30 protein-coding genes and 2 pseudogenes are annotated in these 23968 nt (G+C 65.0%); 16 read left to right on the top strand and 16 right to left on the bottom strand.

Features of this window, described 5'->3' with window-relative positions; translation table 11 throughout:
* Positions 1–138: 138 nt before the first annotated feature.
* Positions 139–1479 (top strand): hypothetical protein, encoded by a 1341-nt coding sequence (locus V1280_RS04340; protein WP_334519459.1) that lies wholly within the window; start codon positions 139–141, stop codon positions 1477–1479.
* 8 nt (positions 1480–1487) lie between these two features.
* On the opposite strand, the gene pdxY is transcribed toward V1280_RS04340, so the two are convergent.
* The 3 genes from pdxY to V1280_RS04325 all read right to left on the bottom strand — a co-directional run bounded on the left by pdxY (position 1488) and on the right by V1280_RS04325 (position 3726).
* Positions 1488–2300 carry a pyridoxal kinase gene (gene pdxY, locus V1280_RS04335; protein WP_334519456.1) on the bottom strand — a complete coding sequence of 271 codons (813 nt, stop codon included), beginning with the start codon at positions 2298–2300 and terminating at the stop codon, positions 1488–1490.
* Positions 2301–2348: 48 nt separating this feature from the next.
* Positions 2349–2990, bottom strand: a complete 642-nt coding sequence (locus V1280_RS04330; RefSeq protein WP_334519453.1) for an FMN-binding negative transcriptional regulator — start codon at positions 2988–2990, stop codon at positions 2349–2351.
* Between the two features lie 91 nt (positions 2991–3081).
* Positions 3082–3726, bottom strand: coding sequence for a TetR family transcriptional regulator (locus V1280_RS04325; RefSeq protein ID WP_334519449.1), 645 nt, complete (start codon positions 3724–3726; stop codon positions 3082–3084).
* A 98-nt stretch (positions 3727–3824) separates the two neighbouring features.
* Here V1280_RS04325 and V1280_RS04320 point away from each other — a divergent pair, with 98 nt between their 5' ends.
* The 3 genes and pseudogenes from V1280_RS04320 to V1280_RS04310 all read left to right on the top strand — a co-directional run bounded on the left by V1280_RS04320 (position 3825) and on the right by V1280_RS04310 (position 5597).
* Positions 3825–4490: an O-methyltransferase gene (locus V1280_RS04320; RefSeq protein WP_334519446.1), complete on the top strand. Its 666-nt coding sequence runs from the start codon at positions 3825–3827 to the stop codon at positions 4488–4490.
* A 192-nt stretch (positions 4491–4682) separates the two neighbouring features.
* A complete protein-coding gene (locus tag V1280_RS04315; RefSeq protein WP_334519443.1) occupies positions 4683–5027 on the top strand; it encodes a DMT family transporter in 345 nt (114 codons plus the stop codon).
* Positions 5027–5597: pseudogene (locus V1280_RS04310) on the top strand (TetR/AcrR family transcriptional regulator). Before V1280_RS04315 ends, V1280_RS04310 begins: the two are co-directional and overlap by 1 nt.
* Before the next feature lie 6 nt (positions 5598–5603).
* Here V1280_RS04310 and V1280_RS04305 read toward each other — a convergent pair.
* The 5 genes from V1280_RS04305 to V1280_RS04285 all read right to left on the bottom strand — a co-directional run bounded on the left by V1280_RS04305 (position 5604) and on the right by V1280_RS04285 (position 9938).
* The gene (locus V1280_RS04305; RefSeq protein WP_334519440.1) at positions 5604–5921 is read right to left on the bottom strand and encodes a hypothetical protein; all 318 of its coding nucleotides are present in this window, start codon (positions 5919–5921) and stop codon (positions 5604–5606) included.
* Between the two features lie 85 nt (positions 5922–6006).
* Positions 6007–6213: a hypothetical protein gene (locus V1280_RS04300; protein WP_187437597.1), complete on the bottom strand. Its 207-nt coding sequence runs from the start codon at positions 6211–6213 to the stop codon at positions 6007–6009.
* 247 nt (positions 6214–6460) lie between these two features.
* On the bottom strand, positions 6461–6739 hold the full coding sequence (locus V1280_RS04295; RefSeq protein ID WP_334519435.1) for a hypothetical protein: 279 nt from the start codon (positions 6737–6739) through the stop codon (positions 6461–6463).
* Between the two features lie 169 nt (positions 6740–6908).
* A complete protein-coding gene (locus V1280_RS04290; protein ID WP_334519432.1) occupies positions 6909–7874 on the bottom strand; it encodes an SH3 domain-containing protein in 966 nt (321 codons plus the stop codon).
* 141 nt (positions 7875–8015) lie between these two features.
* Positions 8016–9938, bottom strand: a complete 1923-nt coding sequence (locus tag V1280_RS04285) for an FAD-binding monooxygenase (RefSeq protein ID WP_334519429.1) — start codon at positions 9936–9938, stop codon at positions 8016–8018.
* 101 nt (positions 9939–10039) lie between these two features.
* On the opposite strand from V1280_RS04285, the gene V1280_RS04280 reads away from it, so the two are divergent.
* Positions 10040–10498 (top strand): MarR family winged helix-turn-helix transcriptional regulator, encoded by a 459-nt coding sequence (locus tag V1280_RS04280; protein WP_334519426.1) that lies wholly within the window; start codon positions 10040–10042, stop codon positions 10496–10498.
* 125 nt (positions 10499–10623) lie between these two features.
* Positions 10624–11061 (top strand): COG4315 family predicted lipoprotein, encoded by a 438-nt coding sequence (locus tag V1280_RS04275; protein WP_334519424.1) that lies wholly within the window; start codon positions 10624–10626, stop codon positions 11059–11061.
* On the opposite strand, the gene V1280_RS04270 is transcribed toward V1280_RS04275, so the two are convergent.
* Positions 11058–11279 carry a hypothetical protein gene (locus tag V1280_RS04270; RefSeq protein ID WP_334519421.1) on the bottom strand — a complete coding sequence of 74 codons (222 nt, stop codon included), beginning with the start codon at positions 11277–11279 and terminating at the stop codon, positions 11058–11060. The genes V1280_RS04275 and V1280_RS04270 overlap by 4 nt on opposite strands.
* A 157-nt stretch (positions 11280–11436) precedes the next feature.
* Complete coding sequence (locus V1280_RS04265; protein ID WP_334519418.1) at positions 11437–12033, bottom strand: L,D-transpeptidase; 597 nt, start codon at positions 12031–12033, stop codon at positions 11437–11439.
* Positions 12034–12375: 342 nt separating this feature from the next.
* Here V1280_RS04265 and V1280_RS04260 point away from each other — a divergent pair, with 342 nt between their 5' ends.
* Complete coding sequence (locus V1280_RS04260) at positions 12376–13386, top strand: hypothetical protein (protein ID WP_334519415.1); 1011 nt, start codon at positions 12376–12378, stop codon at positions 13384–13386.
* A gap of 367 nt (positions 13387–13753) precedes the next feature.
* On the top strand, positions 13754–13984 hold the full coding sequence (locus V1280_RS04255) for a DUF6894 family protein (RefSeq protein ID WP_027530842.1): 231 nt from the start codon (positions 13754–13756) through the stop codon (positions 13982–13984).
* Here V1280_RS04255 and V1280_RS04250 read toward each other — a convergent pair.
* A pseudogene (locus V1280_RS04250) lies at positions 13985–14140 on the bottom strand (SDR family NAD(P)-dependent oxidoreductase); the annotation flags it as partial.
* 74 nt (positions 14141–14214) lie between these two features.
* Here V1280_RS04250 and V1280_RS04245 point away from each other — a divergent pair.
* Both V1280_RS04245 and V1280_RS04240 read left to right on the top strand, forming a co-directional pair.
* Positions 14215–14607: a hypothetical protein gene (locus tag V1280_RS04245; RefSeq protein ID WP_334519404.1), complete on the top strand. Its 393-nt coding sequence runs from the start codon at positions 14215–14217 to the stop codon at positions 14605–14607.
* 102 nt (positions 14608–14709) lie between these two features.
* Complete coding sequence (locus V1280_RS04240) at positions 14710–14958, top strand: hypothetical protein (protein ID WP_334519401.1); 249 nt, start codon at positions 14710–14712, stop codon at positions 14956–14958.
* 81 nt (positions 14959–15039) lie between these two features.
* On the opposite strand, the gene V1280_RS04235 is transcribed toward V1280_RS04240, so the two are convergent.
* The 5 genes from V1280_RS04235 to V1280_RS04215 form a co-directional block, all read right to left on the bottom strand.
* Entirely contained in the window at positions 15040–15225 is a 186-nt protein-coding gene (locus V1280_RS04235) for a hypothetical protein (RefSeq protein ID WP_212299569.1), read from the bottom strand.
* Between the two features lie 178 nt (positions 15226–15403).
* Positions 15404–15685, bottom strand: a complete 282-nt coding sequence (gene minE / locus V1280_RS04230) for a cell division topological specificity factor MinE (protein WP_334519394.1) — start codon at positions 15683–15685, stop codon at positions 15404–15406.
* The gene (minD, locus tag V1280_RS04225) at positions 15682–16497 is read right to left on the bottom strand and encodes a septum site-determining protein MinD (protein ID WP_148755936.1); all 816 of its coding nucleotides are present in this window, start codon (positions 16495–16497) and stop codon (positions 15682–15684) included. Before minD ends, minE begins: the two co-directional genes overlap by 4 nt.
* A 21-nt stretch (positions 16498–16518) precedes the next feature.
* A complete protein-coding gene (gene minC, locus V1280_RS04220) occupies positions 16519–17229 on the bottom strand; it encodes a septum site-determining protein MinC (protein WP_334519388.1) in 711 nt (236 codons plus the stop codon).
* A gap of 292 nt (positions 17230–17521) precedes the next feature.
* Positions 17522–18526 (bottom strand): ABC transporter substrate-binding protein, encoded by a 1005-nt coding sequence (locus V1280_RS04215; RefSeq protein ID WP_334519385.1) that lies wholly within the window; start codon positions 18524–18526, stop codon positions 17522–17524.
* 100 nt (positions 18527–18626) lie between these two features.
* Between V1280_RS04215 and V1280_RS04210 the strand changes: the two genes are divergently transcribed.
* From V1280_RS04210 to V1280_RS04185, 6 genes are all read left to right on the top strand, one after another.
* The gene (locus V1280_RS04210) at positions 18627–19274 is read left to right on the top strand and encodes a TetR/AcrR family transcriptional regulator (RefSeq protein ID WP_334519383.1); all 648 of its coding nucleotides are present in this window, start codon (positions 18627–18629) and stop codon (positions 19272–19274) included.
* Positions 19275–19355: 81 nt separating this feature from the next.
* Positions 19356–20126, top strand: coding sequence for an ABC transporter permease (locus V1280_RS04205; RefSeq protein ID WP_334519381.1), 771 nt, complete (start codon positions 19356–19358; stop codon positions 20124–20126).
* A 29-nt stretch (positions 20127–20155) separates the two neighbouring features.
* Entirely contained in the window at positions 20156–21193 is a 1038-nt protein-coding gene (locus tag V1280_RS04200; RefSeq protein WP_334519378.1) for an NAD-dependent epimerase/dehydratase family protein, read from the top strand.
* Positions 21180–22001 carry a GNAT family N-acetyltransferase gene (locus V1280_RS04195; protein WP_334519376.1) on the top strand — a complete coding sequence of 274 codons (822 nt, stop codon included), beginning with the start codon at positions 21180–21182 and terminating at the stop codon, positions 21999–22001. Before V1280_RS04200 ends, V1280_RS04195 begins: the two co-directional genes overlap by 14 nt.
* A 6-nt stretch (positions 22002–22007) precedes the next feature.
* Positions 22008–23063 (top strand): dihydrodipicolinate synthase family protein, encoded by a 1056-nt coding sequence (locus V1280_RS04190; RefSeq protein ID WP_334519374.1) that lies wholly within the window; start codon positions 22008–22010, stop codon positions 23061–23063.
* Positions 23051–23833, top strand: a complete 783-nt coding sequence (locus tag V1280_RS04185) for an ABC transporter ATP-binding protein (protein WP_334519372.1) — start codon at positions 23051–23053, stop codon at positions 23831–23833. The genes V1280_RS04190 and V1280_RS04185 overlap by 13 nt, the downstream gene beginning before the upstream one ends.
* The last annotated feature ends 135 nt before the right edge of the window (positions 23834–23968 follow it).

The following is a 23968-nucleotide window of genomic DNA, read 5'->3' as shown; positions in this document are numbered from 1 at the left end:
ATTCGGGCAACACTCGCGTGAAAAGCCCTTTCCAGGGGATTTGCGCCATTGCGCCGCCACATCGTCCTCCGAACAATTGAGGCGCCGCGTGCTTGGCTGTGCAATCTGGTTCGCTGACGAACCTTGGAGGCAGGGATCATGAATGATCGGCGGTCTCTTCTTGTGGCGGTCTCGTGCCCCTCGGCCGTGATGGTCGGCTGGCTGGCGCTCTCCCTCTCCGCCTATGCCCCTGCCTTGATCGAGAACAGCGGCGCCAATGCAGCCGCCGTCTCCCGCGCAAAAGATCTCACCCGTCTCGAGCTTGCCGACATCCCGCGCGCGGCGACGATCGATGATGGCATCGCCCTGACCGCCGATATCGCCGCCGCCGCGGCTGCGACACCGAGCGTGGCACTCGTCGAAGCACCACCGCCCGAGACACCCGCCCCCACCGTCCAGCTCGCCTCGGCCGATCCGACTGACATAGTTGCGGCCCCCTCACCCGCGCCGCAGATCGCGCCTGAACCGGCTCCGGTCGCAAGCGAGGCCGCCGCAGTCATCAGCGAGGCAGCTCCCGTCGAGAGCGAAGCAGCGCCCACGCCCGAGCCCACCATCAAGCTTGCATCCGCCGATCCCGGCGACGTCGTGCCGCAGGAAACGCTGTCACCCGGGGCGATCGCAAGCGGGCCCGTGGCCGAGAGCAAGGCATCGCCCTCCGCCGATACCGTGGCCGTGCTCGATGAATGCTTCGCCATGGATGCCTGCATCGACCGCTATCTCTGGGCACTCTATCAGCGCACGCCGAAGGAAGACTCGATCAAGGTCGAGGACCGCCGCGCCGTCACCATCAAGCGCAGGGGCAAGATGGTCACGGTGATGCGCAGCTTCACGAAACTCGTCGACGAGGATTTTGCCTGGAAGGATCCGAAGGCGGCCGACCACGCCAAGATGGCGCTGATGGATTACGTCATCGGCGGCATGGACAAGAGTTTCAAGCAGAAGCTGTTTCGCATGCTGCTCGCGGCCGAAGCCGCCGGTCTGTCGCCGGGAATCACCAGCGCGTTCCGTGACGACTACCGCCAGGAGATTGCGAGCGGGCTGAAGGCAGCCTCGAACCGTTCCTATCACGGCGGCAGCCTCCGTGGCGGCTACGGTCACGGCATGGCGGCCGACATCGTCTCGACCGCCGGCAACAGCCGCGCGCAGCGCTGGGTCTCGACCGAGGTGTTATGGAAGTGGGTGGACGCCAACGGCAAGGCGCTCGGCATCGGTCGGCCGTATCTCGACCGCGATCCGCCGCATGTCGGCCCGGTCGACGGTCAGGAGTATATCTCGAAGCGCGGCGTTGCGACCGACCGCAAGGAAGCTGCCAACACCAGATCAAAGAAGGCGCGCGCGTTGGCCCGCGCAAGGCTGCCGAAGGCCCAGGCGGCGCGGGAGCAGAAGAGCCCGGCAAAGCCGCAGAAATCGGCACAATCCGCCGCGAAGCGAACGACCTGAGCCGTCGCTCAATTTCCTGAGGCCGGCAACGGCACGAGACGCATCTCTTCCGATCCTGCGGCTTGCGTGCGAACGAGCACGGCAAAGATGGTCTCGACCGCAAGCCGCACCGCCGCCTCGATTGCCGTGCCCTTGGCGAGGTGGGCCGCGATCAGGCCGGTGAGGAGATCGCCGGTGCCATAGGGCCGGATCGGCAGCCGTGGCGTCGCAAAGCGCGATAATTGGCCGTCGGCGCACAGGATCGTCTCCACCTGTCCCACCGGCGTGTCGGCGAGCATGCAGCCGGTGGCAACGACGTCGATCCGGCGTTGTCCCGTAATTGCAGCCGCTGCAGCACGCAGGTCGTCGGTGTCTGCGATCTTGACGCCGGAGAGCAGCTCGAGCTCGAACTGGTTCGGCGTGATCAGATGTGCGGCCGGCAACAGGCGGTGTCGCACCACGTCCAAAATGCCATCGGCGACGTAGACGCGGCCGTCGTCGCCGATGACGGGATCACAGAGATAGACGAGCTTCGAATTGCGCGACAGCGCTCGCTCGACGAAATCGGCGATGACGACGGCGTTGTCGGGCGAGCCGAGATAGCCCGTGACGAGCACGGCCGCCTCATCGACAAGGTCCCGCTCCTCGACACCTCGCAGCAGATCGGCGACTAGCTCAGCGTCGAGCACCCGTCCGCGCGAGGTTGGATAGCGCGGATGGTTCGACAGCAGCGTCGTCGGCACCGCAGCGACATTGACGCCCTCCGCCTGCATCGCGTGGACCGCAGCGCTGTTGCCGACGTGGCCGTGGACCACCTGGCTTTGAATCGAGATGACGAGCATGCAGAGGTCCGTAGGGTCAAAAGCTGGATGTGGCAAGCGTAGCCCGGATCACGAAATGTCGTACCGGAGCCCCGGCCGCAGGGCTTGCATCTTCTGCGCCAGCCTCCGGTGCCCGGTCTCCTCAGACCGCCCTAATTGATCGGCGACCGCGACATGGTCCGCATCGCTCTTGTGCTGGTTGAGCTTGGCCTGCCCCTCGATCTGATCGACCACGAGATCGACGACGCGGATCGCAGCCAGCATGCTCTCGCGCTTGCCCGGCTCCATCTGCTGGAGGTCCCAGGGCTGTTTTGGGAGCCGCGCCTCGGCGACCGCGAGCAGCGCATCGCCATGGCCACGATTCTCATCGTGCCGGCGCAGATGCGCCACACCCGACAGATGCACGGCCTCGTAGAGCCAGGTCGAGACATTGTCGGGCGAGGCGTACCAGTCATTGGAGATGTAGGCATCATCGCCGGCAACGATCAGCAGGAAGCGCTTGACGCCGTCGGCAAGCTCAACCAGCGGGTTTTTTGCCGTGAAATGGATCTGCACGATCACGCGTCCATCACGCTCGACCAGCACGAACGGCACGTGCGAGGCGCGCGGGCCGTTCGCATCCGCCGCCACGATCACGCCGAAGCCGCGCCGGCCCGCAAATTCCAGTGCGCGCTGCTCCTCGATGCGGAATTGGGGCCGAAGGACATGCATGGCGCGGCACTCGAGCTTGGACCAAGGACGATGCAAGGCTAACCCATGATCCCACGGAAACCGAAACGATATTGGGCCGCAAACGCAGATGTCAGGAATGACGTCCGCGGCGTGCAAGCTCATCGAGATAGGCGCAGAACATGTCGGCCAGCCCGTCGGCATGAAGCGATATCTCGGCCTCGCTGCGCGGCGTTTCCGAGAACCGCTTGCCGACCTCGGCCAGCGTCGTCTTGATCAGCTCCCCGGCAAGCTCGCACGTCGCCTCCGAGGCCTTTGGCAGCGTCTCCCGCATGAAGGCTGCGACGATGCCCTCGCCGGCCGCTCGTGCGTCTTGCGCCTCGGGCGCATCGCGATAGAGCGGTGCCGCATCGCTCAGCGCGCCGCGGATCGCAGCCTCCTCGCATTCGGAGCGTATGAAGGCGTGAACCAGCGCGCGCAGGCGCACCAAGGGCGGCTTCGTCTCGTCCGCCAAAATGCCGCGCAGGAGCTCGCTCGTGCTTCGCCACTCGTCGCTCTGCAGGCGGAACAGGATCGCCGCCTTGTTCGGAAAATATTGGTAGAGCGATCCGACGCTGACCCCGGCCCGCTCCGCCACCCGCGCGGTGGTGAAGCGCTGTGCCCCCTCCTTCGCCAGGACCTGAACAGCGGCATCCAGAATGGCCGCGACCAGCTCGTTGGAGCGGGCCTGTTGCGGCTGTTTTCGTGAGGAAACTGAACGACTTCGACGATCGGCCATGATGCGCTCGGGGGAATGCGAATAGGAAATGCGACGAATTAGTCGTATTTCAATCCGCACGCAAGCCCACGCCTTGCCGCGAACTCTGGAGACACGAAATGACCACCCTAACCATCACCTCGCTTGCGCCGCTGCTGGATCGCCTGTTCGACCAGGACGAAGCAGCACGCGGCGTAACGCGAGCCGCCTTCGCCGACGTGATCGACGCCGACCGCACTCGGATGATGCAGAGCAAGACCGATTACCGCGACCTCTACGCACGCCTGAAGGACGCACCGCTCGCGGTCTCACGCGAGACCGGTCACCTGTTGTACATGCTAGCGCGCAGCTCGCGCGCGAAGGTGATCGTCGAGTTCGGCACCTCGTTCGGCATCTCGACCCTGCATTTGGCCGCAGGCTTGCGCGACAATGGCGGCGGCCGCCTCATCACCAGCGAGTTCGAGCCGTCCAAGGCGGCGCGGGCGCGGGAAAACCTCAGGGACGGCGGGCTGATCGATCTCGTCGAAATTCGCGAAGGCGATGCGCTGAGGACGCTGAGCAAGGATCTGCCCGATCAGATCGATCTCGTGCTGCTCGACGGCGCCAAGGCGCTCTACCCGGAAATCCTCGATCTGGTCGAAGGCCGTCTGAAGCCCGGCGCGATCATCGTCGCCGACAACGCCGACTTCAACCCCGACTATCTCGCGCGCGTCCGTACGCCCGGTAACGGCTACATGTCCACGCCCTTCGCCGAGGACGTCGAACTCACCGTGCGAATCAACTAGGGCCGCATCGGCTCACGACAGCTTGGAGCTGCCGCGCGATCCCTCGCGCGGCAGCTTTGTGTTGTCGCCCCTGCGGTCCCCTGTCGCAGGTCCGTCACTGACACGTGATATTTGCTGCCGGCCAAAGCCGCGTTGTGCGTTGCTAACATACCTACCGCGCGGTGTCTTTCTCGCGCCATGCCCGAGATCGCCATGACGTCCGCTTTCACCTCCTATGCTGCGCTTGCCCTCGCCATCGTGTTCGAGGTGACGGCGTCCGCCTTCCTGCAGCAGTCCGCGCAGTTCACCCGGCCCTGGCCGACGCTGGCGATGGTGCTGTTCTACGTCGCCTCGTTCTACGTGCTGTCGGTCGCGATCCGGGTCATTCCCCTGAGCATCGCCTATGCAATCTGGGGCGGCGTCGGCATCATCCTGACCGCCACGGTCTCTTTCGTGCTGTTCCGCCAGATCCTCGACGCCGCAGCCTTCGTCGGCATCGGACTGATTGTCTCAGGCGTCGTGGTCATCAACCTGTTCTCGCAGACGACGGCGCATTGATGCCGGCGAGTGCCTATACCCGCGCCAAGCAGCCCGAGCAGGTGCGGCGTGCCCTGCTCGACCACGCCGCTGATATCGCCATGGACCACGGCGTCTCCGGCATCACGGTGCAGGCGGTGGCAGCGGCGGCCGGCGTCACCAAGGGCGGGCTGTTTCATCATTTCGGAAGCAAGCAGGCGTTGATCGAGGGCCTGTTCGCCGATCTGCTCGCCCGCGTCGATGCCGAGATCGACGCGGCCGTCAAAGCAGATCCGAAGCCGCGCGGCAGTTTTACGCGCGCCTATGTCAACGCGGTGTTCACCGGCAAGGCGTTCGGCTTCGCCACGCCATGGGCGGCGCTAAGCATGGTGGTCGTCACCGACCCGTCACTGCGCAGGCTCTGGAACGACTGGATGAAGGCGCGCTTGAAACGCCACCGCGCCAGCGATGCGGCGCCCAGAGCTTCAGATCGTGCGTCTGGCCGCCGACGGCGCCTGGCTGTCCTTCGTCACGACGGGACAGACCCGCATGAACGCCGATTTGCGCGCCGTGCACGACCGCCTGATCGCGCAAACCTATCGGCGCGGGTAGCGACGACTACTGGCTCTGTGCCGGCTTAGGCGGACGCGGCTTGGATCGCGCTGACTTTGCGCCAGGCTTCGCCGGAGCGCTTGGAGCCGGCGTATCGACCGACACCAGATAGGCCGCGAGCGCCTTGGCGCTATCGGAGCTGGCCGAATAATGGTCCTGCAGGAACCAGGACAGCGTCAGAGTGTAGCGCCCTTTCGCAAGCCCCTGCGGATTGCGATGGCAGGCCGTGCAACCGTCGGCGAACAGCTTTTCGGGCGATTTACCGGCGTCGAGATTTTGCGCGGAGGCAAGCGGTGCCGTCAGCACAATTGCGGCAGCAGTCATGGTCCCAAGAATCACCAGAGGCGCGACGAGTTCGCGCCCCGGTCGAATGTGCGATCTCAATGTCGTCCCCTAGCCCGTCCCGCGATCACGCCGCCAGCAACTGATCGAACTCCGGCGGAGCATAGGCCTTGCCGTCCTGATCGGTGATCACGACCCGCCACCCTTCGCTCGCCCAAACCTTCGCCTTCGCCACGATGAGCAACCGGCTCTCGCGGGCAAAACTGTACTTCTCATTGTCGCGTTCTGCGACCATTTTGTAGGCCAATGCTTGTCCCCTTGCGTTGCCCTGCACCCGTTCTCCTCGTGGCAGCGGGCTTTGGCGGCAATTCGCCGGGAGCGTGGCAATTTGGTGCCGTCCGCGGCAGCATTGTGCGCCGGCACCGGTTCCAGCCGAGCGTCGGAGGTCGATACGCCGCAACATCAATGCGATTTTGCTTGCCGGGAGCTTGCTCGCCGCCATGCCCGTGCGGCGCAGAGCCGCCAGCCGGGCGCCGGCCCATCGCCGCCGCGACGGAACCGATAATGCCGAGCCGATCCGCTCAGTGGACGCGGATGACGTGTGGACGGCCGAGATCGATCAGACCCTGCACAGCCGACAGACGATCGTCCAGGGCAGCAATGGTGAGCAACAAATTGTTGCGGCGCTCGTCGAGCATCCCCATTTCGGCGCCGGAGAGCTTTGTGCTCGTCCGCTCCTTGTGGATGCCGTCGAGGGATTTGCGCAAGCCGGCAATCAGGCCGGCCAGTTGCCTCGCCTCTTTGGTCATCGACCGCTTCGCGACATTTTGGCGGCGCGACTCCGCCTGGCTCTGTCTCATCTACATCCTCCCGTGCCCCGCTGCCCCGAGTGGATGCTTACAGCTTTGAATACACATATTACGATCGATGAAATCTGCCCGCGAAGAACTTTCTTAAATTGTACGCGCACGGAACCGCTTCAACCCAGGCAAAAGCCCGGCGCGACGGCCGGGCTTTCATTGGTCAATGCTAGTGCTTCTGCGGGCCGCCGCCGTGCGGGGCCGCGTTGACATGTGGAGCGCCACCGCCTCCACCGGGATGCGGCATCGCAGGCGCAGCCGCTCGCGGCGCCGGCATCTGCGCATGCGCATTCATCGGCGCACCATGGCTGACATCCGGCTGAGCCATATGGGGCATCGCGGGCCGGGCCACAGGCGCGGCTGACACACGCGGCGCTTCATGTGCACGCGCCACTGGCTGCGCGTGGACTGCGGCGCGGCTGGCCGCCTGTTCGTGCATCATGCGCGCCTGCGCATCACGGGGATTGCGACCCTGCACCGCGGTCCGCTCGTTGACGAAACGCTGGCTCCGTTCGCTACGATTCCGATCGACGCCAACCGCAGCGTCGCGCTTTGCGATGGTCGCATCATGCCGCGCCGTCGCGGCATCACGCCCGGAGACCGTGACATTACCCTTGGCATGCGCGTCACCCCTGGCATGCGCGTCGCGGCCCAGCGCGACCGCAGCGTCACGCGTCGCTGCACGTCCGATGCGTGCGGCGTGCGGGTCGATGGTCATCCGCGTCGCAAAGCGCTCATGCGAGGTCCAGTAGTTGTTCCAGTAGGCGTGGCGGCGATACCAAGGGCGCCCCTCATAATAGCTCGACCAGTACGAGCTCAGCACGAACGGGACGATGGGCACGTCGACCTCGTCGGCATAATCGGGCAGATAAACGTAGTGATTGCGGTAGAGATATTCGAGATATTGCGACGACACCCAGCCGCGATCGTCTGCGAGGCTCACGTCGCACCAGGCATTGCCACGCAGGCAACCATGGATGTTGACGCGGGCGCCCTCGGGGACGCGATCGACAAGTGGAAAGCCCGCCCCTGGGCCGGCGCGCAGACCGGTCGAGACGGTGACGATGCCTGGCGCGGCCAATGCGGCCGTCGGCGCGAGCAGCAATGCTGCAACTAAAGCGGTTCTCAGTCTCATGGCGTAGTCCTCCTCTGAGAGGCGGAACGCGCGAGCGGAACGAAGCGTTCCGTGCGCAAAGGTCGCATCAGCCAAAAAGACTGAGAGGCGCGCCGCGCATGCAGTTCAATATTCATCCGCCATTCATCGGCGGACCACGCTTCAGGCCGCCTGCAACATGAAGCCATCGAAATACGCGGCGAGCGCCGAAAAATCATGGAGCGGCAGCACCTGCGCGACATATTGATCCGGCCGCACCACGACCATGCAGCCGGCCTTTCGATCGATGCCGCGCATCGCGAAAACGTCGTGTCCGCTTTTGAGGTCCGGACAAAACATCTTTTCGTAGTCGAGCAAGCCGTAGCGCCCTTTGCGCGGCAGCAGCAGCGCTGGCATCGCCGCGATCGCGAGCGCGCGATGGTCCTGCTGAAACACCGCACGCAGATCAATCACGGCATCGATGTCGGCACCGGCTGGCGTGTACCGCCTGAGCGGCGATTCCCTGGCCTCGGCGAGGAAATTGCACAGCGCGCGAACGGCGGAGCCGGCGGCGGCCGGATCTTCGGCGCCGGAGAACGCGTAGATGCGGAAACGGCCATCGGCCTGCGCCGCATGACCGAGATGAACAGGCTTCGCATCGCCGAGCCGTATCACTGGCGCCGAATGGAATCGTGTGCCGATGACGAGGCCTTGCGCGAGATGCTGATGCGAGGCTGCGCCGGTGAGGATCGATGGCGTGTAATGCGTCGCCGTGCCCGCCGTGTAACGGCCGTGCCTGACGAAATAATCCTGCGTCCTGGCGGCATCGGCGCCGCCGGCTTTCGCTGCAGAAGCGAGAATCCCCGCCCACTCGCGATCGAAATCGATCAGCTCCTTCGCTACCGCCTGCCGCTCGGCCGAATAGGAATGCAGCAGACTCGGCGCGCTCTGATTCCGCAGCACAGCCGCGAGCTTCCAGCCGAGATTGAAGGCGTCCTGCATCGAGACGTTCATGCCCTGCCCCGCCTTCGGGCTATGGGTATGACAGGCATCGCCGGCGATGAAGATGCGCGGCAGGCGCGTGTCGATCTCGGCCTCTGGCACGTCGTCGAACTTGTCGGTCAGGCGCTGGCCGATCTCATAGACCGACCACCAGGCGATCTCTTTCACGTCGAGCTTATGCGGCGCAAGGATACGCTGCGCTTTCGCAATCACCTCGTCGGCCGTGATGTTGCGGTTGGCAACGCGCTCGCCGACGTCGAGCTTTGCCAGTTCGACATAGAGACGAACCATGTAGCCGCCTTCGCGCGGAATGATCAGAAGGCTGCCGTCCTTCGCCGACTGGATCAGGGCCTTGAAGCGGATATCGGGGAAATCGGTGATCGCCAGCACGTCCATCACGCCCCAGGCGTGGTTGGCTGAATCGCCATGCAGCTCGCGCCCGATCGATTTACGCACCGTGCTGCGCGCGCCGTCGCAACCGACGACGTAGCGCGCCCTGATGGTCTCGACCTTGCCCTCGTTGGCAGCATCGACGCGTTCGAGGTGCACGGTCACGGCGTGATCGGCGGGCTCTGCGGCCGGATCGACCTGGAGGTCGAGCAGGCGCCTTCCGTAATAGGGCTCGAGCTTGGCCGGCGATTTTCGCATGACGTCGAGAAATCCGTCATGAATGCGGGCCTGGTTGAGGATCACATGCGGGAATTCCGACAGCCCGTCTTCGACGTCCTGCACGCGGCCGCCGCGAACGATTTTTTCGGGTGCCCACTCGTCCGGCTTCCAGAACGTCGTCTCGTTGACCCAATAGGCCTCCTTCAGCACGCGCTCGCTGAAACCGTAGGCGTGGAACATCTCCATGGTGCGGCAGGCGATGCCGTCGGCCTGGCCGACCGTGAGCGGGCCCTGCTTCTGCTCGACGATGCAGGTCCTGATGTCAGGAAATTGCGCGAGCTGGGCCGCGAGCGTCAGGCCCGCGGGGCCACAGCCGACGATGAGGACATCGACCTCGTCAGGCACGGCGCCGATGGCGCCCGAGGCCTGAACGCGCTCGGCGGGATCGGCAATCTCGGGGTCGCCAGGCCTGAATCCATTGAGATGGAATTGCATGAGCACCTCTCCCGTTGACGTCTTTTGGATATTGCTCAGTATGCTGATCATCAGTATACTTGTCAACAATCGTGCACCGTCCCTGCCTCACGGAGAATTCGGTGAAAGACAACAACGACATGCCCGGCCATCTGGCGCGGCGGTTCCAGCAGATCGCGGTCGCCGTATTTCTGGCCGAGGTTGGCGACGCCGGCTTCGACCTCACCCCGGTGCAGTACGCAGCCCTTGCGACCATCAAGGCCAATCCCGGGCTCGACCAGGTCACGCTCGCAGGATTGATCGCCTATGACCGGACCACCATCACCGGCGTGGTCGATCGCCTCGTGCAGAAGGGCCTCACTGAGCGGCGCGCCAGTCCTCGCGACCGCCGCGCCCGCGAGCTCGAGATCACCGACCAAGGCCGCCGCGTTCTGCGCAAGATCACGCCCGCGGTCGAATCCGCGCAAGCGATCATGCTGCGCGGTCTCAGCGCCAGGGAAGGCGAGGATCTGATGCGGCTCTTGCGCAAGGCCATCGCCGCCGGCAACGAGCTCAGCCGTGCCCCTCTGCGCGAGGTGTAGATATACCCGTAGCTTTGTACGTATTTGTCGCAGACCCGCGAAACCTGGAACTAACCTTCCGCTGTTACGGTCGGCGCCAATTCTGCGCTTAACGCGCAATTAACTTTGCCGGTTTGGAGTCTCGGATGTTCAGGTTCGTCATTGCCGCCGCAGTCATCGCGCTGTCCACCGGTCATGCGCTCGCGAACGGGCATGGCGGCGGCGGCGAAGCCACTGCTCCGGCGAAGACCGAGGCGGTGCCCGCACCCGCGCGCTACGTTCTGACCAATCAGGGCCCCAAGCTCGTCGATCTCAAGGGCATGACGCTCTACTTCTATGAGCGTGACACCAGTGGCAAGACGTCAAGCTGTAACGGCAAATGTGCTGAGGCCTGGATTCCGCTGGCTGCTCCCGCGAATGCCCAGGCGACCGGCGATTTCACGCCGATTACCCGCAGCGACGGCAGCAAGATGTGGGCCTTCCGCTACCGCCCGCTCTACACGTCGGTGGCCGACAAGGCGCCGGGCGAAGCCAATGGCACAGCCACGACGTTGCAATGGCGCGTCGCGCGGCCCGAGGATTAAGGCCGGAACGGCGCGCGTCCGTCGCTGACTGGCGTGCCCGTGAGCTTCGCGTGGGCCGCGGAATCGGCCGATGCGTAATTGACCTCCGGATTCCAGTGCAGCACGGTGTACACGACCAGTCCGGCCAGGATCGATCCGTAGAAGCCAAGCGTGGCCAAACGCCACTTGCGGACAACGCGTCGGTCGTCCTCATTCAATTGATCAAGAAATTTTTGCATGATGCCTCCAATGGCAACGAGCCATTGAGACATAGCGCAATCGGCGCCTAGCGCCTGTGAAGCAGTTCACCTTTGCAGCGGCCTGGTCGTCGATCGACGCGGTCCCGCCTTTCAAGCTTCAGTGACACGGCTGACGTAACAGGTCAGATCTGCTGCCTCACCCGCGCCAACTGGACCCCGCCGCGATCTGCGCGCTTTGTCCTGGCGGCAGCACCACGACGGTCGCGTTGAGCTTCACCCGATCGAACAGATCGATCACGTCCTCGTTGCGCATCCGGATGCAGCCCGAGGAGATCGCCTGCCCGATATATTCCGGCTGGTTGGTGCCGTGAATGCGGTAAAGCGTGTCCTTGTTGCCGGCATAGAGATAGATGCCGCGCGCACCCAGTGGATTGGCGGGACCACCGGCCACGCGCGCCGGATACGGCCCGAGTCGCGCCTGGATCTCTGCGGTCGGCACCCAGTCCGGCCATTCCGCCAGACGCCCGACACGCGCGACGCCCGAGAAGGCCATCGCCTCTTCGCCGACCGCGACGCCGTAGCGGATCGCCTTGCCGTCGGGCAGCACGTAGTAGAGGTAGCGCGCATCGGTATCGACCAGGATCGTGCCCGGCTGCTCCTTGCGCGGATAATCGACGATGTGGCGGAGAAATTGCTCAGGCACGCTCGCCTGGGCGTAAGGCGTGTGCGCCAGCAACTGCCGGTCGCGCGCCGTCATGCTCGCATCCGTCGATGGCGAGAGAGTCGTCTGCATGCAGCCGCCGAGTGGCAGCAAGGCAAAGACGAACAAAGCGAATAAAAATCTTGGCACCGCCGGCCCCCCCGATAGCGGATAGCAGCGCCCCCAGCACCGCAAGAATGCTGCCCAAATCGTGCTGAAAACAAGGCAATGCGGAACACGTGCCCGTGTTCCGCGCGGCTGGTTCCATCACCACAAAGGGCGGAAGACGGTCGCGATGTCTCCATCGCCTCGCCTTGCTTTGGTCAAACCCGGCTGGACTCGTGCGACATCGGCCCAAGCTGAACAGATTGGGATGGGCCCACGCAACAGATCGGCTCGCGCCAATGCGGACGACCAGCCTTCAGAGGAGCTGCGATGCTCGCGACGTTGAACAGCCGGCAGATCGTCGATGAGATCGTGAAAGACACGGTCAGCAACAACGATCCGCACGACGCCGTCCAGATTACGCCCGACGTGGTGCGGGCTTCGCGCGTGAGCAGCGAAGCGCCCACGCTGGCACCCGAGTTCACGGCCCGTCCGGAGCCGATATTCGCGCCGGAGCCCAAGATTCATCTGGAGCCGAAGGTCATCCCCGTCCTGGGGCCGCAGCCGGCTACGGCCTCGGTCGGCACCGCCGTGCGCGTGACCGCGAGCGATGGTCTCAGCCGGCCGAAGCGATCGGCCGCCGGCAAATGGCTGCGCGGCGCATTCGTCACGTTCCTTTTTGCAGGCGGTAGCGCCGCTGCCACCATCGCCTGGGAGAAACACGGCGACACCGCGACGCAGATGCTCGCCGAATGGACACCGGCCTTGGCGTCGCTGTTGCCATCGACATCGCAGACAGCGCCGGTCGCAGCCGCGCAAGCCGCGCCGCCGGTCGCACAGGATCAGGCCACCGACCAAACTGCGGCGACGCCCGCAGCACCGATTGTCACCGCCGCTGCCGCGCCCGCCGCGACACAAGCCGACGCCACGCAAACAGTGGAGTCCATGACGCGCGACATCGCCGCGATGGCGCAGCAGATCGAGCAGCTCAAGGCCAACATCGCCGAGTTGAAAACAAGTCAGGAGCAGATGGTCCGCGACATGGCGAAGCCATCAGCGCCAAAGCCGGTCGCCGAGACAAAACCGCCGGTCGATCCGCGTGCGCGCGTGTCTGCGCTGCAGCCGCGTCCTCCGGCGCCGATGCCGCCGCCGGTTCGCAAACCGAAGCCGGTCGTGTCGCACACCTACGCGCCGGCTTATTCGCCGCCACCGATCGCACCCCCGCCGCCGCCGTCACAGGCTGCCGCGGTTCCGCCGCCGGTGGCACCACCGGTCGCGACGACGCAAACTGTGGCCGATGATGACGGACCTGTCGTGCGTCCACCGATGCCGGTGCACTAGGTCTGCATCAGACGACGGTGCAGGCTGTCCGACTCGATGTGATGATGTGAGTCCGGGCAACTACGGTAACGCGCCAATTTGCGCAAAGAGAAAAGGCCGTCGGGATCTATGCCGCCGGCCTTCTCTTGCAGCTGCCGGTTCCCGGAGCCCGGTTCTGCTGCAATTCCATGCCTTATGATCAGGCGGATATATTTAATAAAATCTTAATGCGCTCGAATGCTGCACATCATTTCTGCGCCATAAGCACAGAGATTCCGCGATCCGTTCATCGGCTAAATATCGACTCAGTGGTACGATGCCTCATGTTTTGAAGACTTCCGTTGAAGGCTTCTTTTGGAAATTTGGGTCGTCACACCGGGGAACTCGGATGCCGTACTATTCCTTCGATCTCGTGGTTGGTGAAGAGTTCAAGAACCAGGGCGGAATCATTCTCGAAGACATCGAGGTCGCCTCCGATCGCGCCGTTCAGCTCGCCACCGAGCTGTCGCAGGTGAAGCCTGAGCTGCAGCGAAAAGGTTGCGCGGTGCGCGTCACTGATCGCGATCACAACGAAGTCTATCGCACGCCGCTCGATCCCGTGCCGGCCTGGCGTCGCTGACTAATCGTCAAGCACCGGCGCTTCGAACCAGTTCGTCAGCGACAATCCGCCGTCGACGACGAAGGCCGCGCCGGTGACGTAGCCTGACAGCTTGTTCGAGAGCACGGTCAGTGCCATCGGCGCGAGGTCGTTGGCCTCGCCGAGTCGTCCGAGCGGATCCGGCCCCGCCGACCATTGCGGAGCGGCCCGCCGGACGCTAGCCTCCCAAAAAAACGAGGAGGATACTAAGGATGCGCACCCCTTTCCTGATGGCAGGCCTGTTGCTGCTCGCCGCTCCAGCCCAGGCGGCTGACGACCATCCGCGCTCAACCTACGTGACGCTGGTCCTGCAAGCCTTCGCCGCCAAGGTCCAGTGTCCGGGTACGGACGTCGTCTACCAGGATCTGGTGCAGAAGGCACAGCAGATGCAGCTGCCCGACGGCACCACCGAGCAGGTGCGCAAGGCGATCGCCTTCATGCATACCGGCGGCAAGATGGGCGAGAAGCAGTCCGACGACGTCATGGCCGAGGTCGCGGTGGCGACGCAAGCGACCGATCTCGACCAGCGCCGGCTCGGCATGAGCAATTGGTGCGAGAAGCAGAAGACCAACCTGGCCGGCCTGATCCGCAGCAAGGGCGGCTAGGCACTTCCCACCGTTAAGCACACCGCGACGGAACCGCCGTCGCGGCCCATAATCGTCACATTCCTGGCCAGCATGCGGGGCGTCTTCATACCGGAGAACCCCATGCGGATCACTCATCTCGTCTTCACCGGCGTGCTCGCGGCCAGCGCCGTGCTGGCAGCACCCGCGCTGGCGAAGAATTCCGATGCCCAGAAGGGCGAGGACAAGGCGGCCTCATCATCCTGCAGCGCCTATCAGGAGGCGGCGGACGGATCCTGGGAGCAGCTCCCCTGCAAGGAAACCGGCGAGCGGGCACAGCCGCAGACGCAGCACAAGCCGATGACGCAAGGCGCCGAGCAGGGCGAGCGCTAGGCCCGACCGAGCAGGACCCCGCCGGCTCGCGGCCGCATGCAGGCGCTTACCTAGGCGTCGAGGCGCTGGCAGACTGGCCTATCAGCTCTGATGCGGACCGCGGATGATCTTCATGGCATCCTCAATGTGGCGCCATTCCTTCGCCTCATCCGCCTCGCCGCGGCCCTCGCAGGCCTGGGCCTGTTCGGCAGCCTTCGCAATTGCAGCGAAACCATGCTTTTCCAGCATCTGCCGGGCGACGGTATGAACCTGGACCTCGGACATCATTGGCGCTCTCCGGTTCTGAGGAAACCGCGGCGCCCGGCTCGGCGCTCCGCGGGTTTTCTACAACGATCGAGTAGCGCGTCTCGTTCCGCTTGCACACCCAAACGACGAAGGCGGCCCGCTATGCCCAGCGGACCGCCTTCTCACCCACCCCAAAACGGGCCGTTGTCAGTCGCGTCCCCTACGCGACCGCCACACGCTTGCGTTCGAAATCGTTGGGAACCTCGATATCGACCTCGAGGGTCGAGACCTCGTCGCCGCGCTCGAGCCGCACGATGACTTTGGTTGGGTCCAGCGTGACGTGCCTGGACACGACGGCGAGAATTTCCTCACGCAGCACGCCGAGCAGATCGGGCTGGCCGCGCAGTCCGCGTTCATGGGCAAGCAGGATCTGCAACCGTTCGCGAGCGACGGGTGCGGACGCCTTGTTGCCGCGGAGAAGCCGGAGCAGACCCATGCTCATGCAGCCCTCCGTCGCAGCAGACGATCCATGAATCCCTTGCGCTCGGTCGGCACCTGCATCGGCACGGTGTCGCCGCAGAGCCGCCGCGCCGCGTCGATATAGGCCCGCGCAGGCGCGCCTTCCGCATTCGACAGCGTCACCGGCGTACCGACATTGGAGGCTTTCAGCACGTCCTGGCTCTCCGGGATGATGCCGAGCAGAGGCGTCGCGAGGATTTCCAGGATGTCGTCGATGGTCAGCATCTCGCCGCGCGCGGCACGCGAGGGATCGTAACGAGTGATGAGAATGTGCTTCTCGACGCGCTCGCCCTTCTCGGCCCGCACGGTCTTGGAATCGAGCATGCCGATGATGCGGTCGGAATCGCGCACCGAGGAGACTTCCGGATTGGTGACGATCACGGCTTCGTCTGCAAAGCGCATCGCCATCGAGGCGCCGCGCTCGATGCCGGCCGGGCTGTCGCAGATCACCCAGTCGAAGCGGCTGCGCAGGTCGTCGATGACCTTGCCGACGCCCTCCTCGGTCAGCGCGTCCTTGTCGCGGGTTTGGGATGCCGGCAGCAGCCAGAGGTTCTCAAGCCGCTTGTCTTTGATCAGCGCCTGCGGGAGTTTCGCCACACCCTGCACCACGTTGATGAGGTCGAACACCACACGGCGCTCGGCGCCCATCACGAGGTCGAGGTTGCGCAAGCCGACGTCGAAATCGACGACGACGACCTTGTCGCCGCGTTGCGCCAGTGCGGCGCCCAGCGCGGCGGTCGTCGTGGTCTTGCCGACCCCGCCCTTGCCTGATGTCACGACCAGTACCTTACTCATCTGAAATGTCTCCTTTGCTGGTCAGTTCAGTGCTGTAATTCGCATGGTATTCCCCTGCAGCCAGGCCTGCGCCGGCTTGCCGCGCAAGGCGGCGTCGATATCGTCCGCAGTCTGATAAAACCCATCAATAGCAAGCAGTTCGGCCTCGATCTTCTGGCAATAGATGCGCGCGCTCGTGTGACCGTTCACGCCCGCCATGGCGCGGCCACGGAGCGCGCCGTAGACATGGATGGAACCGCCGGCGACGACCTCGGCGCCGGAGCCGACCGAGCCCAGAATGGTGACGTCGCCTTCGGGGAAGATCACGGTCTGGCCGGAGCGCACGGGGCTATCGAGCAGCAGCGAGGTCGGCTTGGTCTCGACCTTTGCCTCGGGCTTGGTCTCAGTTTTTTTGGGCGCGCTCGGCTCGATCACGCAGCTGCGCCCGCCCGAAAGCAGCGGCGGCATCGACGGCGTCAGCCGCGCCTCCTCCACGCCCTCGATGCCGAGCACGCGGATGTTGCGGTCCCGCAGGCTGGTAAGCAGATGCCCGATGCCGGCCTGGCTGAGATCGACCGAGGACAGGTCGATCACCACGGGCCGGCCGGCGAAGAAGCCCGGCGAGCGCGCGATGGTGGTGTCGATCTCCGCAAGCCAGTCCTGGATCGGAACCGTCGGCACGAACACGAAGGCCACATAGGAGCGCCCGCGCAGGCGCACCATTTGGCGTTGGACTTTTGCTACAGCCTCCATAGCGGCCGACTCGTTCCCTGTTATTGAATGGTTAACGATGCCGCCGATATGGTTAATGGCTGGTTAATTTCTCCGTGGGGTTACGTGGGCGGTGGCGGGCGTGCGGCGTTAGGCGACCGAGCGCTCTTGCCCAGCATATAGCTGTCATCGCCCGCGAAGGCGGGCGATCCAGTACTCCGAGACAGCAGTGGGTTAGTCGATGGGGCGCGGCGTACTGGATGCCCCGCCTTCGCGGGGCATGACACCGGTGTGTGAGGCGAGCGCTTCCGCCCCCCGGATGAGGTAACGCCCCCTACTTCCTCACCTTGCTCGCATCCATCTTGATCGCGGGATCGAGCATCTTCGTCGAAAACGCGCTCGTCACGTCGAACGGCTTCTCCATGCCCAGATAGGTTTGGACCAGCTCGTAGTCCTTCTTCATCCGTTCGCCGTCGATCCAGCCGAGACCCTTGGTGGTCGTGAACTCGTCCGTCATCAGGTATTTGATGCGCTCCCACTGGCGCTCCTGGTTCTCCTTGTCGAGACCGGAGACCTGGTCGAGCAGCGCCTTCAGGCACGGCGTGACGTCGGCGACGCAGGCCGCAAAGGCCTTCTGCGAGATGCGCACGAACTCCTCGACCAGCTTCGGATTCTTCTGGAGATAGGCGCCGTTGACGATCAGCGAATTGCCGTAGGGGTTGAGGCCGATGTCCTTCCAGTTGACGTAGCCGAGGTCCTGGCCGAACTCGATCACCTTCAGATCGTGCTCGTTGTAGAAGTCGCTGATGATGTCCACCGTGTGGCTCTTCAGCGCGGCGATCTTCGCGGTCGGCCCGATATTGACGAAGCTGACGGAGTCGGGCGCGAGGCCGGCGGCCTTGGCAAAGGCCGGCCACATCACGCGCGAGGCGTCACCGGGCGGATTGCCGATCTTGTGGCCGGCAAAATCCTTGACGCCGTTCACGCCGTAGCTCTTCAGCCAGTAGAACGTCTGCCCGGTGTTGGCGTAGATGCTCATCAGCGCGACATCGTCGGCGCCCTTGCTCTTGGCGACCAGCATGGTGGCGAGATCGGCGATGCCGAACGGCGAGCCGCCGGAGCCGACCTTGGCGGCGGAGACGCCGGAGCCCTTGCCGACCTCGATGGTCAGGTCGATGCCGGCTTTCTCGTACCAGCCCTGTGCCTTGGCGTAATAGAACGGCGAATGGTCGGCCGTCGGCGTCCAGTTCAGGATCAGATTGACCGCCTCGCCCGCGCTCGCCGGCACTGCGGGCAGACCAAGCGCCAGAGCCACAAAAGCCGCCTGCAAACGTTTCATCGTCTGTCTCCCCATTGCCGCGACCCGGCTTGTCGCTCTCCCCGCGTGAGGCTACCAATGCAACAAGTCCGTCCTCCACTTGTCAACTGTTTGGTTGGAAATGCCCGCAAAACGTTCAGGCGACACCGTGCCGCAGCGGCGCGACCCCGTCGCCACCCGCAAGAAACTGCTCACCGCGGCGCGCCTGGAGTTCGCCCGGCACGGTTTTGCGGGCGCCCGCGTCGACGAGATCGCGGAGCGCGCGGGCGTCAACAAGCAGCTGGTCTACCACTACTTCGGCGACAAGGACGCGCTCTACCTCGCCGTGCTCGAATGGGTCTATGAGGACATCCGTGAGCAGGAGCGCAAGCTCAATCTCGAGGGCCTGCCGCCGGACAAGGCGATCCGCCGCCTGATCGAGGCCTCGTTCGATCATCTGGCGGAAAACCCCGATTTCATCGTGCTTTTGAACGACGAGAACCGCGGCGGCGCCCGCCATGTCCGTGGCTCGACGCGGCTGGAGGCGATGCATTCGCCGCTGGTGAAGAGCGTCTCCCACATCCTGCACGAAGGCGTGCGCGCCGGGATGTTCCGCAAGGGGATCGACCCCGTCCAGCTCTACATCTCCATCGCGGGCTTGAGCTATTTCTTCTTCTCCAACACGCCGACGCTGTCGGCGATCTTCGGCAAGGATCTGTCGAGCCGCACCGCCCGGCGCGCCCGCCGCCGGCATGTCGCCGATCTGGTGCTGCAGTCGCTCCGGCCGTAATCAACCAACTGGTTGAAACTAGCGCCAAGGCCGGTTAGGCTCAGCGTTGCGGCAGTGAGGCCGGGCAACAGGGAGCAGACGATGGCAGGTGACGGAGCCAGTCCGGCGCGCAGCGTTGCGATCGTCCTGATCGTGCATCTGGCCGTGCTCGTGCTCTGGCAGGTCGCGGTCGATGCCTTTCATGTGCCGAAATTCATCCTCCCCTCGCCGCTTGCGACCGTGCAGACGCTGGGAACCGCGAGCTATGCCTGGGGCGCCAACACGCTGGTGACGGCCGTCGAGATCCTCGGCGGCTTCGCGCTCGGCGCCTTCGTCGGGGTTGCACTTGCAATGATCTTCAGCTGGGCGCCGCTGCTCAGTCTCGTGCTGCTGCCGCTGTTCGTGACGCTGAACATGATTCCGAAGGTCGCGCTCGGCCCGCTCTTCATCGTCTGGTTCTCCTACGGCATCCTGCCGAACATCCTGATCGCCTTCAGCATCTGCTTCTTCCCAATCCTCCTCACGACAGCGCGGGGCCTGCGCGAGGTCGAGCCCGATCTGCTCGATCTCGTCAAATCGCTGCGCGGCTCGCGCTGGACGCTGTTCCGCAAGATCCAGCTGCCGGGATCGCTGCCTTACGTGTTCTCCGGCATGAAGGTCGGCGCCATCCTCGCGGTCGCCGGCGCCATCGTCGGTGAGTTCATCGCCTCCGAGCGCGGGCTCGGCTACCTCATGATCCAGGTGCAGTCCTCGCTCGACACGCCCGCGATGGTGATGGCCGTCGTGCTGCTGACCTTGCTCGGCGTCGCCCTCTACGGACTGGTGCTCGTCCTCGAACGCATGTTCGTCGTGGGCGATGCAAGACAAACCTGAAACGGCAGACTTAGCTGAAGGACCACCCCATGCTTCTCACCCGCCAGACGCTGCCGAGGACGATCCCCGATATCGCAGCCCTCGACGATCTCCTCTGCCGTCCGACACAGGCGCTGATCGACGATCTCGCCAGGGTCGAGGGCGACATCATGATCCTCGGCGTCGCCGGCAAGATGGGACCGACGCTGGCGGGGCTTGCCAAAGCCGCTGCCCCCGATCGCCGCGTCATCGGCGTCGCCCGCTTCAGCGACGCCAGCGTCAAGGACTGGCTGCCGGCGCGCGGCGTCGAGACCATCAATTGCGACCTGCTGGATGAAACCGCGATCAAGGCGCTGCCGAAGGCGCCGAACATCGTCTTCATGGCCGGCCGCAAATTCGGCGCAGAGGGTGATCTGTCGCTGACCTGGGCGATGAACGCGCATGTGCCGGCGCTGGTCGCGCAGGCCTTCCCGTCGTCACGCATCGTGGCGTTCTCCACCGGCTGCGTCTATCCCTTCGTGCCCATCGACGGCAAGGGCTCGACCGAGGACATGGCGCCGAACCCGCCGGGCGAATACGCCCAGTCCTGCGTCGGCCGCGAGCGCATGTTCGAGTATTTTTCGCACAGATTTTCAACGCCGGGCCGCCTGTTCCGGCTCAATTACGCGATCGACATGCGCTACGGCGTGCTGCACGACATCGCGACGAAAGTGCTGACGGGTACGCCGATCGACGTCAGCCTTGGCCACGTCAATTTCATCTGGCAGGGCGATGCGTCCGCGCAGGCGCTGCGGTGCCTGGCGCATTGCACGGCGCCGACCTCGCCGATCAACGTCAGCGGCCACGAGGTTTTGGCGGTGCGCGATCTCGCGCAGAAATTCGGCGCCCGCTTCGGCCGCGCGCCGGTGCTGACAGGCCAGGAAGAGCCGACGGCGTGGCTGACCGACACGTCGAAGGCGGTCGCGCTGTTCGGCCTGCCCGTCGTCGATACCGATCAGCTGATCGCCTGGACCGCCGATTGGGTGTCCCGCGCCATGCCGAGCCTCGGCAAGCCCACGAAATACGAGGTGCGCGATGGCCGCTATTGACGGGCCTGCCGTCATCAAGCTTGGCCTGGATGATGCTATGGCCGGGCTCGTGCTCTCGACGGAGGCGCACTGGAACCAGACCGAGGAGGACTGGCGCGTCTTCCTGCGCGACGGCGTCGTGTTCGGCATCCGCACCGGCGTGCTGCTGGTCGCCACGGCCGCGCTGCTGCCCTACTCCGGCAACAACGCCTGGATCAGCATGGTGCTGGTGACGGCCAGCCACCGCCGGCGCGGCCTCGCCACGCGCCTCGTCGATGCCTGCCTGGAAACCGCGCGCAAAAACGGCCTGACCAGCTGGCTCGACGCGACGCCGGACGGAGTCGCGGTCTACGGGCCGCTCGGCTTCACGCCGACACTGCAATTGCGGCGGTTGAAGCTGGTGAAGCCTGCGCGGGCCGAAGCGCCACCAACGTCATCCGCGAGCATCGACGCGCTGCGCGCGCGCGACCGGCGGGCCACCGGGCTCGATCGCACCGCCCTGCTGTCCGCCTTCGCACAGCGCTCCGGCTCGCGGATCGTCTCCGCGAACGGAGCCATCGCACTGGTTCGCGACGGCCGGACCGCCCGCCACATCGGCCCGTTATTCGCCGACAATGCCGCGGCGGCGCTGGCCCTGGTCCATGCGATCGTACGCTCCGAGACCGGACCGCTGCTGATCGATGCCGTCGCCCCGCAGGCCGCGTTCCTCGAGGGATTGACCGCATCTGGCTGGACCATCGAGCGGCCGTTCCAGCGCATGCGGCTCGGCCCCGCCACCGCCGTGGCTGAGGAAATGCCATTCGCCGTCGCCGGCCCCGAATTCGGATAGGACATCATGCACCACAGCCAGATCAACCGCGACATCCGCAAGCTGATTGCCGAGGGCACCGTGCTGCCGGCACACCCGCTGGCGCTCACCGCCGAGCGCCAGCTCGACAAGAAACATCAGCGCGCGCTGACACGCTATTACATCGACGCAGGCTCCGGCGGCCTTGCCGTCGGCGTGCACACCACGCAATTCGCGATCCGCGATGTCGGCCTCTATCGCCCCGTGCTCGAGCTTGCCGCCGAGACCGCGGCGAACTGGACCAAGCGTCCGCTGGCGATGGTGGCGGGGCTTGCCGGCCCGACCCAGCAGGCCATCACTGAAGCCCGCACCGCGCGCGACATCGGCTATCACGCAGGCCTCCTCAGCCTCGCCGCGATGAAGAGCGCCTCCGAGGACGAGATCATCGCGCACTGCACCGCTGTCGCCGCCGAGATTCCGCTGGTCGGGTTCTACCTTCAGCCCGCGGTCGGCGGCGTCATCCTGTCGAGCCGGTTCTGGCAGCGCTTTGCCTCGATCGACAATGTCATCGCGATCAAGATCGCGCCGTTCAACCGCTATCGCACGCTCGACGTGCTGCGCGGCGTCGCGGCCGCCGGCGCGTTCGACCGCGTCGCGCTCTATACCGGCAATGACGATCACATCCTGCTTGATCTCATGCTGCCGTTCGATTTGCGCGACAAGGGCGTCACCACGCGCACCTATTTCAAGGGCGGCCTGCTCGGCCACTGGTCGGTGTGGACCGCGAGCGCCATCAGGCAGTTCGAGCGCTGCAAGGCGGCGCGGCACAAGGATAGCGTGCCGGCCGATCTGCTCGCGCTCGATGCCCGCGTCACCGATTGCAACAGCGCCTTCTTCGACGTCGCCAACAATTTTCACGGCTGCATCGCCGGCTGCCACGAGGTGCTGCGGCGCCAGGGCCTGATGCAGGGCTTATGGTGCCTCGATCCGAACGAGGGCCTCAGCCCGGGCCAGAAGGACGAGATCGACCGCGTGGTTCGCGAGCATGCCGACCTCAGCGACGACACCTTTGTCGCGGCCAATTTGAGCAAATGGCTGGCATGAGCTCAAACCCCTTCATCAGCCTGCAAGGCGTCCGGAAAGTCTATCGGAGCGGCGGCGCCGAATTCCTGGCGGTGTCCGACGTCACCATGGACGTGCAGGAAGGTGAGCTGGTGTCGCTGGTCGGCCCGTCCGGCTGCGGCAAGACCACGGTGATGAAGATTCTCGCCGGCCTGCACGGCGCCGACGGCGGCACGGTGACGATCGGCAATGCCGACAGCCCGTTCGATCCGACCCGTGACATCGGGATGGTGTTCCAGCAGGCGCTGCTGCTGAAATGGCGCACCATCCTGGACAACGTGCTGCTGCCGGCCGAGATCGTCGGCCTGCCGATCAAGGCCGCGCGCGAGCGGGCGCGCGACCTGCTCAACCTCGTTGGCCTTACCGGCTACGAGCAGAAATATCCGCGCGAGCTGTCCGGCGGCATGCAGCAGCGCACCGCGATCGCGCGCGCCTTCATCCACGATCCAAAACTGATCCTGATGGACGAGCCGTTCGGCGCGCTGGACGCGCTGACCCGCGAGCAGATGAATCTGGAGATGCTGCGGATCTGGCGCGAGAGCGGCAAGACCATCATCTTCGTCACGCACTCGATCCAGGAAGCCGTGTTCCTGTCCTCGCACTGCGCCGTGCTGACCGCGGGCCCTGCGAAGATGGCCGACTACTTCCCGATCGACCTGCCCTTCCCGCGCGACCTGCCGCTCAAGACCACGGACGCGTTCGGCGCCTATGCGCGGCGGATTTATGAGAAACTGGGGTTGGGCGCGGCGTAATTCACCGCACGATAGGTGCCGTAGGGTGGGCAAAGCGAAGCGTGCCCACCATTGCACGTGACGCAAAGAACGTGGGCACGGCGCAAGTGCGCCTTTGCCCATCCTACGAGAGCGCGACGTAATAACAGCGCCGCG

It is taken from the genome of Bradyrhizobium sp. AZCC 2230 (assembly GCF_036924495.1).
Classification (GTDB): Bacteria; Pseudomonadota; Alphaproteobacteria; order Rhizobiales; family Xanthobacteraceae; genus Bradyrhizobium; species Bradyrhizobium rifense.
This window is presented reverse-complemented; position numbering and strand designations above follow the sequence as displayed.

What these genes read in the sequence shown, in the direction of transcription:
- V1280_RS04340 (WP_334519459.1), top strand. Translation starts at nt 139, where the DNA reads ATGAATGATCGGCGGTCTCTTCTTGTGGCGGTCTCGTGCCCCTCGGCC.
- pdxY (WP_334519456.1), bottom strand. Translation starts at nt 2,300, where the DNA reads ATGCTCGTCATCTCGATTCAAAGCCAGGTGGTCCACGGCCACGTCGGC.
- V1280_RS04330 (WP_334519453.1), bottom strand. Translation starts at nt 2,990, where the DNA reads ATGCATGTCCTTCGGCCCCAATTCCGCATCGAGGAGCAGCGCGCACTG.
- V1280_RS04325 (WP_334519449.1), bottom strand. Translation starts at nt 3,726, where the DNA reads ATGGCCGATCGTCGAAGTCGTTCAGTTTCCTCACGAAAACAGCCGCAA.
- V1280_RS04320 (WP_334519446.1), top strand. Translation starts at nt 3,825, where the DNA reads ATGACCACCCTAACCATCACCTCGCTTGCGCCGCTGCTGGATCGCCTG.
- V1280_RS04315 (WP_334519443.1), top strand. Translation starts at nt 4,683, where the DNA reads ATGACGTCCGCTTTCACCTCCTATGCTGCGCTTGCCCTCGCCATCGTG.
- V1280_RS04305 (WP_334519440.1), bottom strand. Translation starts at nt 5,921, where the DNA reads ATGACTGCTGCCGCAATTGTGCTGACGGCACCGCTTGCCTCCGCGCAA.
- V1280_RS04295 (WP_334519435.1), bottom strand. Translation starts at nt 6,739, where the DNA reads ATGAGACAGAGCCAGGCGGAGTCGCGCCGCCAAAATGTCGCGAAGCGG.
- V1280_RS04290 (WP_334519432.1), bottom strand. Translation starts at nt 7,874, where the DNA reads ATGAGACTGAGAACCGCTTTAGTTGCAGCATTGCTGCTCGCGCCGACG.
- V1280_RS04285 (WP_334519429.1), bottom strand. Translation starts at nt 9,938, where the DNA reads ATGCAATTCCATCTCAATGGATTCAGGCCTGGCGACCCCGAGATTGCC.
- V1280_RS04275 (WP_334519424.1), top strand. Translation starts at nt 10,624, where the DNA reads ATGTTCAGGTTCGTCATTGCCGCCGCAGTCATCGCGCTGTCCACCGGT.
- V1280_RS04270 (WP_334519421.1), bottom strand. Translation starts at nt 11,279, where the DNA reads ATGCAAAAATTTCTTGATCAATTGAATGAGGACGACCGACGCGTTGTC.
- V1280_RS04265 (WP_334519418.1), bottom strand. Translation starts at nt 12,033, where the DNA reads ATGCAGACGACTCTCTCGCCATCGACGGATGCGAGCATGACGGCGCGC.
- V1280_RS04260 (WP_334519415.1), top strand. Translation starts at nt 12,376, where the DNA reads ATGCTCGCGACGTTGAACAGCCGGCAGATCGTCGATGAGATCGTGAAA.
- V1280_RS04255 (WP_027530842.1), top strand. Translation starts at nt 13,754, where the DNA reads ATGCCGTACTATTCCTTCGATCTCGTGGTTGGTGAAGAGTTCAAGAAC.
- V1280_RS04245 (WP_334519404.1), top strand. Translation starts at nt 14,215, where the DNA reads ATGCGCACCCCTTTCCTGATGGCAGGCCTGTTGCTGCTCGCCGCTCCA.
- V1280_RS04240 (WP_334519401.1), top strand. Translation starts at nt 14,710, where the DNA reads ATGCGGATCACTCATCTCGTCTTCACCGGCGTGCTCGCGGCCAGCGCC.
- V1280_RS04235 (WP_212299569.1), bottom strand. Translation starts at nt 15,225, where the DNA reads ATGATGTCCGAGGTCCAGGTTCATACCGTCGCCCGGCAGATGCTGGAA.
- minE (WP_334519394.1), bottom strand. Translation starts at nt 15,685, where the DNA reads ATGAGCATGGGTCTGCTCCGGCTTCTCCGCGGCAACAAGGCGTCCGCA.
- minD (WP_148755936.1), bottom strand. Translation starts at nt 16,497, where the DNA reads ATGAGTAAGGTACTGGTCGTGACATCAGGCAAGGGCGGGGTCGGCAAG.
- minC (WP_334519388.1), bottom strand. Translation starts at nt 17,229, where the DNA reads ATGGAGGCTGTAGCAAAAGTCCAACGCCAAATGGTGCGCCTGCGCGGG.
- V1280_RS04215 (WP_334519385.1), bottom strand. Translation starts at nt 18,526, where the DNA reads ATGAAACGTTTGCAGGCGGCTTTTGTGGCTCTGGCGCTTGGTCTGCCC.
- V1280_RS04210 (WP_334519383.1), top strand. Translation starts at nt 18,627, where the DNA reads ATGCCCGCAAAACGTTCAGGCGACACCGTGCCGCAGCGGCGCGACCCC.
- V1280_RS04205 (WP_334519381.1), top strand. Translation starts at nt 19,356, where the DNA reads ATGGCAGGTGACGGAGCCAGTCCGGCGCGCAGCGTTGCGATCGTCCTG.
- V1280_RS04200 (WP_334519378.1), top strand. Translation starts at nt 20,156, where the DNA reads ATGCTTCTCACCCGCCAGACGCTGCCGAGGACGATCCCCGATATCGCA.
- V1280_RS04195 (WP_334519376.1), top strand. Translation starts at nt 21,180, where the DNA reads ATGGCCGCTATTGACGGGCCTGCCGTCATCAAGCTTGGCCTGGATGAT.
- V1280_RS04190 (WP_334519374.1), top strand. Translation starts at nt 22,008, where the DNA reads ATGCACCACAGCCAGATCAACCGCGACATCCGCAAGCTGATTGCCGAG.
- V1280_RS04185 (WP_334519372.1), top strand. Translation starts at nt 23,051, where the DNA reads ATGGCTGGCATGAGCTCAAACCCCTTCATCAGCCTGCAAGGCGTCCGG.